This is a genomic window from Nonomuraea sp. bgisy101 (assembly GCF_057708945.1).
The window spans coordinates 33,558-45,495 of the sequence record NZ_JBYITD010000002.1 but is presented as its reverse complement, the minus strand read 5'-3'; the positions used below and the strand labels follow the sequence as shown (position 1 = coordinate 45,495).

15 protein-coding genes are annotated in these 11,938 nt (G+C 69.9%); 7 read left to right on the top strand and 8 right to left on the bottom strand.

Annotation, left to right across the window (positions count from 1 at the left end; translation table 11 throughout):
* Position 1 precedes the first annotated feature (1 nt).
* From AC3EO4_RS03835 to AC3EO4_RS03825, 3 genes are read right to left on the bottom strand one after another with little or no spacing between them, the layout of a single operon-like run.
* A complete protein-coding gene (locus AC3EO4_RS03835) occupies positions 2-1,465 on the bottom strand; it encodes an NAD(P)H-hydrate dehydratase (RefSeq protein ID WP_379570623.1) in 1,464 nt (487 codons plus the stop codon).
* A gap of 10 nt (positions 1,466-1,475) precedes the next feature.
* Complete coding sequence (locus tag AC3EO4_RS03830) at positions 1,476-1,826, bottom strand: holo-ACP synthase (protein WP_379570621.1); 351 nt, start codon at positions 1,824-1,826, stop codon at positions 1,476-1,478.
* 19 nt (positions 1,827-1,845) lie between these two features.
* Positions 1,846-2,247 (bottom strand): alkaline phosphatase PhoX, encoded by a 402-nt coding sequence (locus tag AC3EO4_RS03825; RefSeq protein WP_379571503.1) that lies wholly within the window; start codon positions 2,245-2,247, stop codon positions 1,846-1,848.
* A 99-nt stretch (positions 2,248-2,346) separates the two neighbouring features.
* Here AC3EO4_RS03825 and coaA point away from each other — a divergent pair, with 99 nt between their 5' ends.
* On the top strand, positions 2,347-3,249 hold the full coding sequence (gene coaA, locus AC3EO4_RS03820) for a type I pantothenate kinase (RefSeq protein WP_379571501.1): 903 nt from the start codon (positions 2,347-2,349) through the stop codon (positions 3,247-3,249).
* On the opposite strand, the gene AC3EO4_RS03815 is transcribed toward coaA, so the two are convergent.
* Positions 3,221-3,355: a hypothetical protein gene (locus AC3EO4_RS03815; protein ID WP_379570619.1), complete on the bottom strand. Its 135-nt coding sequence runs from the start codon at positions 3,353-3,355 to the stop codon at positions 3,221-3,223. The genes coaA and AC3EO4_RS03815 overlap by 29 nt on opposite strands.
* A gap of 64 nt (positions 3,356-3,419) precedes the next feature.
* Here AC3EO4_RS03815 and AC3EO4_RS03810 point away from each other — a divergent pair, with 64 nt between their 5' ends.
* Genes AC3EO4_RS03810 through AC3EO4_RS03790 form a run of 5 tightly spaced genes read left to right on the top strand, consistent with a single transcriptional unit; the run spans position 3,420 to position 7,760 of the window.
* Positions 3,420-4,364 carry a DUF389 domain-containing protein gene (locus AC3EO4_RS03810; protein WP_379570617.1) on the top strand — a complete coding sequence of 315 codons (945 nt, stop codon included), beginning with the start codon at positions 3,420-3,422 and terminating at the stop codon, positions 4,362-4,364.
* 28 nt (positions 4,365-4,392) lie between these two features.
* Positions 4,393-5,286, top strand: a complete 894-nt coding sequence (locus tag AC3EO4_RS03805; RefSeq protein ID WP_379570615.1) for an ABC transporter ATP-binding protein — start codon at positions 4,393-4,395, stop codon at positions 5,284-5,286.
* Positions 5,279-6,133 (top strand): ABC transporter permease, encoded by an 855-nt coding sequence (locus AC3EO4_RS03800; protein WP_379570613.1) that lies wholly within the window; start codon positions 5,279-5,281, stop codon positions 6,131-6,133. Before AC3EO4_RS03805 ends, AC3EO4_RS03800 begins: the two co-directional genes overlap by 8 nt.
* Positions 6,130-7,044 carry an ABC transporter ATP-binding protein gene (locus AC3EO4_RS03795; protein ID WP_379570611.1) on the top strand — a complete coding sequence of 305 codons (915 nt, stop codon included), beginning with the start codon at positions 6,130-6,132 and terminating at the stop codon, positions 7,042-7,044. Before AC3EO4_RS03800 ends, AC3EO4_RS03795 begins: the two co-directional genes overlap by 4 nt.
* Positions 7,044-7,760: an ABC transporter permease gene (locus AC3EO4_RS03790; RefSeq protein WP_379570609.1), complete on the top strand. Its 717-nt coding sequence runs from the start codon at positions 7,044-7,046 to the stop codon at positions 7,758-7,760. Before AC3EO4_RS03795 ends, AC3EO4_RS03790 begins: the two co-directional genes overlap by 1 nt.
* Positions 7,761-7,868: 108 nt before the next feature.
* Here AC3EO4_RS03790 and AC3EO4_RS03785 read toward each other — a convergent pair whose 3' ends face one another.
* From AC3EO4_RS03785 to rplM, 4 genes are all read right to left on the bottom strand, one after another.
* Positions 7,869-8,375 (bottom strand): hypothetical protein, encoded by a 507-nt coding sequence (locus tag AC3EO4_RS03785; RefSeq protein WP_379570607.1) that lies wholly within the window; start codon positions 8,373-8,375, stop codon positions 7,869-7,871.
* A gap of 129 nt (positions 8,376-8,504) precedes the next feature.
* Positions 8,505-9,854, bottom strand: coding sequence for a phosphoglucosamine mutase (gene glmM / locus AC3EO4_RS03780; protein WP_431893794.1), 1,350 nt, complete (start codon positions 9,852-9,854; stop codon positions 8,505-8,507).
* A 1-nt stretch (position 9,855) separates the two neighbouring features.
* On the bottom strand, positions 9,856-10,380 hold the full coding sequence (rpsI, locus tag AC3EO4_RS03775; RefSeq protein WP_379570603.1) for a 30S ribosomal protein S9: 525 nt from the start codon (positions 10,378-10,380) through the stop codon (positions 9,856-9,858).
* A gap of 26 nt (positions 10,381-10,406) precedes the next feature.
* Complete coding sequence (gene rplM / locus AC3EO4_RS03770; RefSeq protein ID WP_379570601.1) at positions 10,407-10,850, bottom strand: 50S ribosomal protein L13; 444 nt, start codon at positions 10,848-10,850, stop codon at positions 10,407-10,409.
* 307 nt (positions 10,851-11,157) lie between these two features.
* Between rplM and AC3EO4_RS03765 the strand changes: the two genes are divergently transcribed.
* The gene (locus AC3EO4_RS03765; RefSeq protein WP_379570598.1) at positions 11,158-11,907 is read left to right on the top strand and encodes a CAP domain-containing protein; all 750 of its coding nucleotides are present in this window, start codon (positions 11,158-11,160) and stop codon (positions 11,905-11,907) included.
* The last annotated feature ends 31 nt before the right edge of the window (positions 11,908-11,938 follow it).

Here is an 11,938-nt window from a genome sequence, read left to right as displayed (position 1 = left end):
GTCAGCTCCGCCGACCACCTGAGCGTGATTCGCCTCTCAGAGATCGGATGGCCGAGGGCACGGCGTCGGCCACGTCGGCCGCGGCCAGCGGCGCGCCGTCGGAGGCGATGCGCCCGGCGAGCCCGTGCAGGAAGGCCGCGCACGAGCCCGCGTCGTACGGTGTGAGCCCTGCGGCCAGCAGCGCCCCTCCGACCCCTGACAGCACGTCGCCCGTGCCGCCCGTCGCCAGCCACGACGAGCCCGTCAGGTTGACCCTGACCGGCCTCTCATCCTCGGCGATCAGCGTGGTCGACCCCTTGAGCAGCACCGTCACGCCGAGCTCGGCGGCCGCCCTGCGCGCGTGCTCGAGCCTGCTCGCCTCCACCCTGTCGCCCGGCACGCCGATCAGCCGCGAGAGCTCCCCCGCGTGCGGGGTGATCAGCACGGGTGCGGCGCGGCGCAGCAGACCGCGGTCCCTGGACACGATCGTGAGCGCGTCGGCGTCGAGGAGCACGGGCACGTCGGTGGCCAGCACCCCGGCGACCAGTTCGTGGGCCCAGTCGCCGGTGCCGAGCCCTGGCCCCGCCACCCAGGCCTGGACCCGTCCGACGCCGGCGATCGAGGGATGGTCCAGCTCCGTGACGACGGCCTCGGGCCAGCGCGCGCGCACCTGCTGAACCGGCGGGGCCGTACCGGCGTAGCGGACCATGCCCGCGCCCGCCCGCAGCGCCCCGCCGACCGAGAGGACCGCCGCGCCGGTGTAGCGGTCGCTGCCGGCGGCGATGCCGATCACGCCCCTGCGGTACTTGTCGGACTCCGCGCCCGGCCTCGGCAGCAGGCCCTCCACGTCCTCGGCGGTCAAAGCGGCCACGTCGGGGTCGGGCAGGTAGGGGCCGAGCCCGATGTCGATCACTTCGAGCAGGCCCACCTTGGCGGCCCCTGGGTCGACGAGCAGCCCGGTCTTGCAGGCTCCCATCGTCACCGTGACGTGCGCGTCGACGGCGACGCCCGCGACGCGGCCGGTGCTGGAGTCGACGCCGCTGGGCACGTCGACCGCGACCATCAGCGCGTCGACCGCGTTCGCCTCGGCGACCAGCGACGCGTACGGCTCGCGCAGCGCCCCCGACGCTCCGATCCCGACGAGCCCGTCGACGACGAGTTCGGGGGCGCCCACCTCCTCGACGACCCTGCCGCCCGCCTCGAGGAAGGCCGCCAGCCCCTCGGCGTGCGTCTTCGACCCGGCGAGGATCGCCTCCACCCTGGCTCCGCGACGGGCCAGCCGCTCACCGGCGTAGAGGGCGTCGCCTCCGTTGTCGCCCCTGCCGACGAGCAGCAGCACCCGCGAGCCGTACACCCTGCCGAGCAGGCTCGCGCAGACGGAGGTCAGGCCCGCGGCCGCGCGCTGCATCAGCGTGCCCTCGGGAAGCGTGGCCATCAGCGCGAGCTCGGCTGCCCTGATCTGGTCGGCGGTGTAAGCGGTGCGCACGTGTCAGAACCTAACCCTCGGCGATCACGTAGGCCATGGCGATACCCGCGTCGTGGGTGAGCGAGACGTGCCAGCGCTTCACGCCGAGACCGTAGGCGACCTCGGCGGCCTGGCCGCTGACGTGCAGTTCGGGCTTGCCGTCGTCGCCCGAGCGGATCTCGGCGTCGAGGTGGCTGAGGCCCGGCGGCGCCCCGAGCGCCTTGGCGACGGCCTCCTTGGCCGCGAACCTGGCCGCCAGCGACTGCGGGCCGAGGGTCCGCTCCGTCTCGGTGAACAGCCGGGAGCGCAGCCCCGGCGTGCGCGCCATCGTCGCCTCGAACCTGGCCACGTCGACGACGTCCACCCCGATGCCCAGAATCATTCACCCAGCGTAACCAGGATCAGAAGGCTCCCCAGTGCCACGGGCCCCAGATGGCGATCGACAGGCCTTCGGACGACTGCACGTTGACGTACAGCGTCTGGCCGCCGGGGCCGAACGTCGAGCCTGCGAACTCCGCGCCGGGGTCGCCGTCGACGGGTGCCGGCCGGGAGAAGTCGAAGATCTCACCGCGCCGGGTGATGCCGCGCAGGTAGTTGTCGGCGCCGCCGTCCTCGCACAGCACCAGCGTGCCCCTGGGGCTGGTGGTGATGTTGTCGGGCAGGTCGAGCACCATCGAGCCCGGCGACTCGTAGACGAGCCTGAGCCGTCCGCTCCAGGTCTCGTTGGCGGCGTGCCTGGCGGGCCCGCCGGTGGGCGATCGGAGAGGAAAGGAATCATGTACCCGGTTTCCTCTCGCCGTAATCCCAGGCGGTTATCCACAGGCTGTGCACAATGGACCGGGACACCCACGAACCGACCAAGCTTTCACGGTCAATAGGCTTTCAGGGTGAACAACGGCTACGTGGACCTGAGCAGGGAGCAGTGGAGCGAGCTCCGCAAGAACACGCCCTTGACTCTCACCGCAGACGAGCTGGAAGACCTCCGTGGCGTCGACGATCCCATCGATCTCGCCGAGGTCACCGACATCTACCTCCCCCTGACCCGGTTGCTGAACCTCCACTTCACCGGGTCCAAGCAGCGCAGCAGCGTGCTGAGCGCGTTCCTCGGCAACGACGAGCAGCGCGTGCCGTACATCCTGGGCATCGCCGGCAGCGTCGCGGTCGGCAAGTCGACCACGGCGCGGCTGCTCAGGACGCTGCTGGCCCGATGGCCCGAGCACCCGCAGGTCGCCCTGATCACCACCGACAGCTTCCTCTACCCCAACCAGGTGCTGGAGGCCAGGGGGATCATGCACCGCAAGGGCTTCCCCGAGAGCTACGACCGCCGCGCCCTGGTCCGTTTCGTCGCCGAGGTGAAGGCGGGCGCGGCCGAGGTGCATGCCCCCGTCTACTCCCACCTGGAGTACGACATCGTCCCCGGCGCGACCCAGGTCGTGAAAAAGCCTGACATCCTCATCATCGAGGGCCTCAACGTGCTGCAGCCCGCCCCGCCCACCGCGCTCGCCGTCAACGACTACTTCGACTTCTCCATCTACGTCGACGCCAAGGTCGAGGACATCCGCACCTGGTACGTCCACCGCTTCCACCAGCTGCGCCGCACCGCCTTCGAGGACCCCAAGTCGTACTTCAAGTACATCGCCGAGCTCTCCGAAGAGGAGGCCACCGCGTTCGCCAAGAACGTGTGGCGCGACATCAACGAGCGCAACCTCGTCGAGAACATCCTCCCCACCCGCGGGCGCGCAGGCCTGGTGCTCAAGAAGGGCCCCGACCACGCCATCAAGCGGGTACGGCTGCGCCGTACCTGACGACGACCTCCTCCATCACGAACGCCGCGAACCTGCTCTGACACCCCAGATCGTCGATGTCGGCGAACCAGCAGGGCTCGCCTTCCTCATGACAGCTGATCATCATGGACGGCATCCTGGCGACAGGCTGTCAACGCGCTATCAACGTTCGATGGACGACAATGAGGCGCGTGCTGCATCTGCGACTCATCAGCCCTCCTGACCGCACCCACGAAGTGATCGAGGTTCTGGAGGGCTGCACGGGCGTCACGAACATCGCCGTCCTCCCCGGGGCGGCCCGCGCGCCGCGCGGCGACCTGATCTTCTGCGACATGGCCAGGGAGTCCGCCAACGAGGTCATCGACCGCGTCAACTGGCTGGAGCAGGAGGGCTCGATCGCCGTCGAGCACATCGACCTGTCGATCTCGCGGGCCGCCGAACGGGCCGAGGCCGACGCGCCGGGCGAGGGCGACGACGCGGTGGTGTGGGCCGCGCTGGCCCAGCGCGTCGACGACGACCTCCGGCTCACCTGGGCCTACCTCGCCTTCATCGCGATCGCCGCGCAGCTCGCGGGGATCGGCGTCGTGACCAACTCCCTCGTCCTCATCGTCGGCGCGATGGTCCTCGGCCCCGAGTTCGGCGCGATCGCCGCCGCCTGCTTCGGCCTGCTGACCCGGCGCTGGCGGCTGGTCGGCAGGGCCATCACCACGCTCGCCATCGGCTTCGCGGTCGCGATCGCCATCACCTTCGCCTGCGCCTTCGTCTCCAGGGGGCTCGGCTGGATCGACGCGCGCTCCCTCGACATCGGCCACGAGGAGGTCCAGTTCATCGTCAAGCCCGACCGCTGGTCCTTCATCGTCGCCCTGCTCGCGGGAGCGGCCGGAGTGCTGTCCGTCACCGCGGGCAAGTCCTCGGCGCTGGTGGGTGTCTTCATCTCGGTCACCACCATCCCCGCGGCGGGCTACGCGGCCGTCGCCATGGCTCTCGGCAACTGGCCGGAGGTCGGCGGGTCCGCGCTGCAACTCGCCGTCAACATCGCCGGCATGGTCATCTCCGGTACGGCCGTGCTGTACGTGCAGCGCCGCATCTGGCCCCAGGGGATGAGCCGCGGTTCGTCCGCGGGGACGAGGCCGTAGGTGGGCCCGCGCGGGTAGTGTCCGGATCATGCACATCCTCGCGACCGAGGGGCTGACCGAACGCTTCCCTGCGGTGACCGCGCTGGACCAGTTGTCCATCACGGTCGACGACGGCGTCACGGGCCTGGTGGGCGCCAACGGAGCGGGCAAGTCGACGCTGATCAAGATCCTGCTCGGCCTCCTGCCGCCCACGGCCGGCCGCGCCGAGGTCCTGGGGCTCGACGTGGTCACGCAGGGCCCCCAGATCCGCAGGCTCGTCGGCTACATGCCCGAACACGACTGCCTGCCGCCCGACGTGTCCGCCACCGAGCTGGTCGTCCACCTCGCACAGATCTCCGGGCTGCCGCGCACCGCCGCCCGCGAGCGCGCGGCCGACGTGCTGCGCCACGTCGGCCTGTACGAGGAGCGCTACCGCGCCATCGGCGGCTACTCCACCGGCATGAAACAGCGGGTCAAGCTCGCCCAGGCGCTCGTCCACGACCCCAAGCTCGTCTTCCTTGACGAGCCGACCAACGGGCTCGACCCGCAGGGCCGCGACGAGATGCTCACGCTGATCAGGCGCATCGGCACCGAGTTCGGCATCAGCGTCCTGGTCACCTCCCACCTGCTCGGCGAGCTCGAACGCGTCTGCGACCACGTCATCGTCATCGACGGCGGGCGGCTGCTGCGTTCCAGCGCCATCACCGAGTTCACCCAGGCGACCCAGACCCTCACCGTCGAGGTCGAGGAGGGCGCCGAGCCGCTGGCCGCGAGGCTGGCCGAGCTCGGGCAGTCCGTCACCGCGCACGGCCGCGGCCTGCTGGTCCAGGTCAGCGGCCCCGAGACCTACGACTCGATCCGCGACGCGGTGTCCGATCTCGACCTGTGCCTCATCCGGCTCGAACAGGGCAGGCAGCGAATCGAGGACGTGTTCCGTGTCTGAGATCTACGACATCGGCTACCGCCACTACGAAGGGGTACGGCTCGGCAGGGCCCATGCCGTACGAGCGCTGATCGTCCAGAACCTGCGCAGCGTCTTCGGGCTCGGCCGCAGGGCCCGCAGCAAGCTCATGCCGTTCCTGCTGGCGGGCTCCATGATGCTGCTGCCGGTGATCTCGATCGCGCTGATGGCGACGGTGGGCCGCAGCGACATCGGCTACACCGGCTTCGCCGTCATCATGCAGCCGGTGATCGCCATCTTCCTGGCCTCGCAGTCGCCCACGATCACCGCGCCCGACCTGCGGCACAAGGTGCTGCCGCTGTACCTGTCGCGGCCCATCTCCTCGCTCGACTACGTCGCGGCCAAGGTCGTGGCGATGACGATCGCGCTGTTCGCGCTGGTCGCCATACCGCTGACGGTGATGTTCGTCGGCGAGCTGCTCGTCGACCCGCCGGGCCCGCCGCACATCAAGGAGTACGTCGCGTCCGTCGTCACGGCGCTGGTGCTGGCGCTGCTGCTGTCCACGTTCGGGCTGGCGCTCGCCTCCTTCACCCCGCGCCGCGGCCTGGGCGTCGCCTCGGTCATCGCGGTGTACCTGCTCGCCTCGGCCGTGCAGACCGCGCTCTTCGGGGCCTTCGAGTCGCTCGGCCGTTCCGACCTGGCCGAGTGGTCGTGGCTGATCAACCCGTTCTTCCTCGTCGACGTGGTGCAGTCGTGGCTGTTCGGCACCCCGCCCGCCGGCGGCTTCAGTTACCCGCCAGGCGCCGTCGCCGCTCTCGCGATCGTCGCGCTCATCGCGGCGAGCCTGGCCGCGTTCATCCTCCGCTACCGGAAGGCGGCCTCCCGGTGAAGATCGAGCTCGCCCAGGCCTCGCGTTGGTACGGCAACGTGGTGGCCGTCAACGACGTCACCATGACCATCGGCCCTGGCGTCACGGGTCTGCTCGGCCCGAACGGCGCGGGCAAGTCCACGCTGCTGCACATGATGGCCGGCTTCCTGGCCCCCTCCGGCGGCACGGTCACCCTCGACGGCGACAAGACGTGGAAGAACCACCACATCTACCGACACATCGGCCTGGTCCCCGAGCGTGAGGGCATCTACGGCTTCCTCACCGGCTGGCAGTTCGTGCTCTCGGCGGCCAAGCTGCACGGCTTGGCCGCACCCGAGGACGCCGCCAAGAAGGCCCTGGCGATGGTCGAGATGGAGGCGGCGAAGGACCGCCGCGTCGAGACGTACTCCAAGGGCATGAAGCAGCGCGTCAAGGTCGCGGCCGCTCTCGTCCACGACCCGCAGGTGCTGCTGCTCGACGAGCCCTTCAACGGCATGGATCCGCGCCAGCGGCTCCAGCTCATGGACCTCATCACCGCGATGGGCACGGCGGGCAAGACGATCCTGTTCAGCTCGCACATCCTGGAGGAGGTCGAGCGCGTCGCCCAGCACATCGAGGTCGTCGTCGCGGGACGGCACGCCGCCTCGGGTGACTTCCGCCAGATCCGCCGTCTGATGACCGACAGGCCGCACCTGTTCAGGATCCGGTCGAGCGACGACAGGAAGCTGGCCGCCGCGCTGATCGCGGACAGCTCGGCGGCGGGCGTGGTGCTCACTCCCAACGGGCTGGAGGTCCAGGCCGCGGAGTTCCGCCGCTTCACCTGGCTGCTGCCGCGCGTGGCCCGGCACGAGGGCGTCCACCTCCTCCAGGTGTCCCCCGCCGACGAGGACCTGGAGAGCGTCTTCGCCTACCTGATCACAAGGAGCTCGTAGTGAACGGCGTCGTAGCGGGCATCACCTACCGCGCGGTACTCGGCCGCCGCCGCATCCTGCTGCTCATCCTGCTCCCCGTCGCCCTGGTCGCGATGGCGGTGCTGCTGCGGCTGGTCGGCAACACGGACGAGCGCTCGGCGGTCACGCTCATGCAGAGCTTCGCCATCGGGACCATGCTGCCGCTGCTCGGCCTGATCGCCGGCACCGGCGTGATCGCACCGGAGATCGACGACGGCACCGTCCTGCACCTGCTGTCCAAGCCGATCTCGCGCCCCGTCATCGCCCAGACCAAGTTCGCCGTGGCCGCCTCGCTGCTGGCCGTCTTCGCCGGGGTGCCCACCTTCCTGTCGGCGTGGCTGCTGGTGGGCGGGGAGTCGGGCATCGCCGGCGGCTTCACCGTGGGAGCGCTGTGCGGCGGGATCGCCTACGCGGCGGTGTTCCTGCTCCTGGGGGTCATCACCAAGCACGCGGTCACCTTCGGGATCATCTACGCGCTGGTGTGGGAGGGGCTGATCGGCAACCTGGTGCCGGGGGCGCGGCAGTTCTCGGTCCAGCAGTGGGCGAAGTCGATCGCCGACCAGATCAGCTCGTCACCGTTCCTGTCGACGGACGTGAAGCCGGGGTTCGCGATCCCCGCCCTGATCGTGGTCACGGTCGGCGCCGTGGTGTGGGCGGGGCAGCGGCTGCGCGCCTTCTCCCTGACCGGCGACGAGTGACCCGCCGAAGTCCCGCCGCTTGGGCCGAGCACCCCGTCATGGGCGTCGCCCGCCCCGCGCCCCGATCCCGCGGGCGCGGAGCGGGCGTCCTCTCTGGCAGGGAAGGCCTCAGGAGGGGAAGTTCTTCGGATCGACGCCACTGGTCGTCGCGTTGCCGCCGATCGCGGGCTTGAGCGTGAGCGTCCAGATCGTCGCCGACGTCGAGCTTGTCGTGTATCTCAGCGTGTCGTCGAAGCGCCGGTACACCGCGTAGCGCGTGAACCGCCCCTTCGACGTGCTGAACCGGTAGCCGCTCGTGTAGAACACCCGGTACGTTCCGTCCTGGATGTCCTTGAGCGTCGCCGTCGACTTGGCGCGGATGTAGAAGCTCAGCGCCTTCTTCTTACCCTTGACCAGCGTGACGACCGCGTCCCTCGTCGTCCCGTTCTTGACCTTGAGGTGGCCCTCTCCGCCGCTGAGACCGGCGTAGAGCACCCGGCCGTTACCGGGCCTGGCCGCCGCGGCCGAGTCTTCCGAAGCCGATACCGCCGAAGCCGACGCGGCCTGCGCGGGGGCGGCGCCGAGAAGGAGTGTCGAGGCGAGAAGCGCTCCAGCGAGCGCGCGTAAGGAATTCACGCGGACACTATAAAGAGGTACGGCACGAGCGTGCCGTACCCCTTCGTGTGAGCTCAGCCTCAGCATGAGCTCAGCCGCCGTGCGAGCTCGGTCTTCGGGTGAGCTCGGACGCCGGCGGTTCGGGTGAGTTCAGACGCAGGCGGTGCGGACCACGTCGGCCAGCCGGCCCGCGACCCTGCTGGCCTGCTCCTCCGACGACGCCTCGACCATCACCCTGATCATCGGCTCGGTGCCGCTCGGCCTGATGAGCACGCGCCCCGTCTCGCCCAGCTCCGCCTCGGCCGCCGCCACGGCCTCCGAGAGCTGCGGCGCGGCCGCCTTGCCCCTGTCGACGTCCTTGACGTTGATCAGGATCTGCGGGAGCGCGGTCATCACCGCGGCGAGGTCACGCAGCGACTTGCCCGACCTGGCCACCACCGACAGCAGGTGCAGCGAGGTCAGCAGGCCGTCGCCCGTCGTCGCGTGGTCGAGCAGGATCACGTGACCGGACTGCTCGCCGCCGAGGTTGAAGCCGTCGGCCTTCATCGCCTCCAGCACGTAGCGGTCGCCGACCGCGGTCTGGACGACCTCGATGCCCGCCTCACGCATGGCCAGCTTGAAGCCGAGGTTGGACATCACGGTCGCGACCACGGTGCTCTTGGCCAGCCGGTTCTCCTCGTGCATGGCCAGCGCCAGGATCGCCATGATCTGGTCGCCGTCGATCACCGCGCCCGTGTGGTCGACGGCCAGGCAGCGGTCGGCGTCGCCGTCGTAGGCGATGCCGAGGTCGGCGCCGCGCGAGATGACGACCTGCTGCAGCTTGTCCAGGTGGGTGGAACCGCAGCCCGCGTTGATGTTGAGCCCGTCCGGCCTGGCGCCGATGGCCTCGACCTGGGCGCCTGCGCGCAGCAGCGCCTCGGGCGCCACCACGCTGGCCGCGCCGTTGGCGCAGTCGACGACGATGTGGAGCCCGTCGAGCCGCCCGTTGAGCGTGTCGAGCAGGTGGGAGATGTAGCGGTCGGCCTCGCCGTACGCTTCGCGCACGCGGCCGACACCAGCGCCCACGGGGCGCTGCCACCGCTCGCCGAGCCGGCGCTCGATCTCGTCCTCCACCGTGTCGGACAGCTTGAAGCCGCCACGGGCCAGGAACTTGATGCCGTTGTCGGGCGCCGGGTTGTGGGAGGCCGACAGCATGACGCCGAGATCGGCGCCGAGCGCGGCCGTCAGATGGGCGACGGCGGGAGTGGGCAACACGCCGAGACGCAGCACATCCACCCCGGACGACGCGAGGCCGGCGACCACCGCCGCCTCCAGGAATTCACCTGAAGCGCGGGGGTCCCGGCCTACGACCGCCACAGGCCGCTTGTGGCCTGTGGCGGTGAAAGCGCCTGCATCGCCGAGGACATGAGCCGCCGCGACCGAAAGGTCCATGGCGAGCTCGGCGGTGAGGTCGCGACCCGCGACCCCACGTACCCCGTCGGTGCCGAAAAGGCGCCCCAATTTAGCGCTTGCTGTACTGCGGAGCCTTGCGGGCCTTCTTGAGGCCGTACTTCTTCCGCTCCGTGGCGCGGGCGTCACGGGTGAGGAAGCCGGCCTTCTTCAGCGGCGGGCGGTTGTTCTCGACGTCGAGGATCGCCAGCGCGCGGGACAGGCCCATGCGGAGGGCACCGGCCTGGCCGGTCACGCCGCCGCCGTCGATGCGGGCGATGACGTCGAAGGCCTCCTCGGCACCGAGCACCACGAAGGGCTCGTTGACGATCTGCTGGTGGACCTTGTTGGGGAAGTAGGTGTCAAGCGAACGACCGTTGATCGTCCACTTGCCGGTGCCGGGGACGATGCGCACGCGGGCGATCGCCTCCTTGCGGCGGCCGGTGCCGTACGAGTTGCCCGTGGTGACGGGCTTGCGCACGGGAGCGTCGGCGCTGGCAGCGGTCTCGGTGGTGTACTCGGACGGGAAGTCCTCGCCGGAGAAGTCCTCCAGCTCGGCCTCGATCACGGCCGTCTCGACACCGGTGGGCTCAGCCACGGTTCTCCTCTAAATCTTTCGAACTACTACTGGGCGATCTGGGTGATCTCGAACGGCACGGGCTGCTGGGCCTGGTGCGGGTGCTCGGACCCGGCGTAGACCTTCAGCTTCTTGGCCATCTTCCTGCCGAGGGCGTTCTTCGGGAGCATGCCCTTGACGGCCTTCTCGACGGCGCGGTCGGGCCGCTTCTCCATCAACTCGCCGTAGGTCACGGAACGCAGACCGCCCGGGTAGCCCGAGTGGCGGTAGGCCTTCTTCTGCTCGAGCTTGTTGCCGCTCAGCGCAATCTTGTCGGCGTTGATGACGATGACGAAGTCACCGGTGTCGACGTGGTTGGCGAAGATCGGCTTGTGCTTACCGCGGAGCAGGGTCGCGACGTGGCTGGCCAGCCGGCCCAGCACCACGTCAGTAGCGTCGATGACGTACCACTGACGCTGGACGTCGGCGGGCTTCGGTGTGTACGTGCGCACGGTCGTAGCCTTCTTTAATCGCGTCTTCGGCGCTGTCGGATGCGACAGCTCTATGGTCGGTCGGTGCGGGCGCACGACAGCCCGGACCTTCCGTCTCCAACAGATGGGAGATGACGCCGGACGCGCCGCGCATCGGTCACAGACGGACCGACTCGCATACAACGAACGCTAAGGTTACCGCCACTCGAGGACACGGGTCAAAACGAGCGGAGACACCGGGGGACAGTCTACGTGCGGCACGGTTCTGTTTCGGTTAGCTGTAACCCCTTCTCCAGCAATATCTACCGTCCCTATCGTTGACTGCGGTATGTGGCAGACCCCTCACACCCGGCACACCCAGCCAAGATCGCGGCGCCGGAACCTGCTGGGTCTCCTCGCCTGCCTGCTCGCGGTCCTGTTCGCCGGCGTGCTCATCGGCAGGCTGTCGGTCAACCGCCTTGACGCCTCCGACCAGGTCTACCTCAACAACACGGCCCCGCCGGCCGTCACCCCCACCCCTTCGGTCTCGGCGCCGCAGAAGAAGCCGAGCGCGCGCCTGGAGAGCCGCCCTCGCCGTACGCTCAAGACCACGCCGACGTCGAGGCCCACGGCGCAGGCGCGCAAGAAGCTGACCGAGGTGCCCGGAGAGGTGCCAGGCGATCCCACCACCGTGCTGGGCTCGCCGTTGCTGGAGATCTCCCCCGGCCTCGCCGCCCAGGTCGTCAGGCTCACCAACGCCGCCCGCGCTCGCAAGGGCTGCGCCCCGCTGCGGGTCGACCGGCGGCTGACGAGTTCGGCGCGCGCCCACTCGCTGGAGATGGCCGAGTCGGGCCTGTTCTCCCACGACTCCCCCGACGGCGCCTCGCCCTGGAAGCGCATGGAGCGGGCCGGCTACCGCGACGGCGCGGCGGAGAACATCGGCCGCGGCTACGTCTCGGCGGAACAGGCGGTGCGCGGCTGGATGGACAGCCCCGCACATCGCCGCAACCTCCTGCATTGCGGCTATCGCGCGGTCGGCGTAGGCGTCGTGTCGGGCCCCGGCGGCCCCTGGTGGACCCAGGACTTCGGGTTTTCGTGACCTCGCCGACGGTCAACCCCGGCTAATCTCA

Excerpts from the sequence above, each read along its gene's own strand:
- AC3EO4_RS03765 (WP_379570598.1), top strand. The coding sequence starts at position 11,158 with ATGTGGCAGACCCCTCACACCCGGCACACCCAGCCAAGATCGCGGCGC.
- AC3EO4_RS03830 (WP_379570621.1), bottom strand. The coding sequence starts at position 1,826 with ATGATTCTGGGCATCGGGGTGGACGTCGTCGACGTGGCCAGGTTCGAG.
- AC3EO4_RS03815 (WP_379570619.1), bottom strand. The coding sequence starts at position 3,355 with ATGATGATCAGCTGTCATGAGGAAGGCGAGCCCTGCTGGTTCGCCGAC.
- AC3EO4_RS03805 (WP_379570615.1), top strand. The coding sequence starts at position 4,393 with ATGCACATCCTCGCGACCGAGGGGCTGACCGAACGCTTCCCTGCGGTG.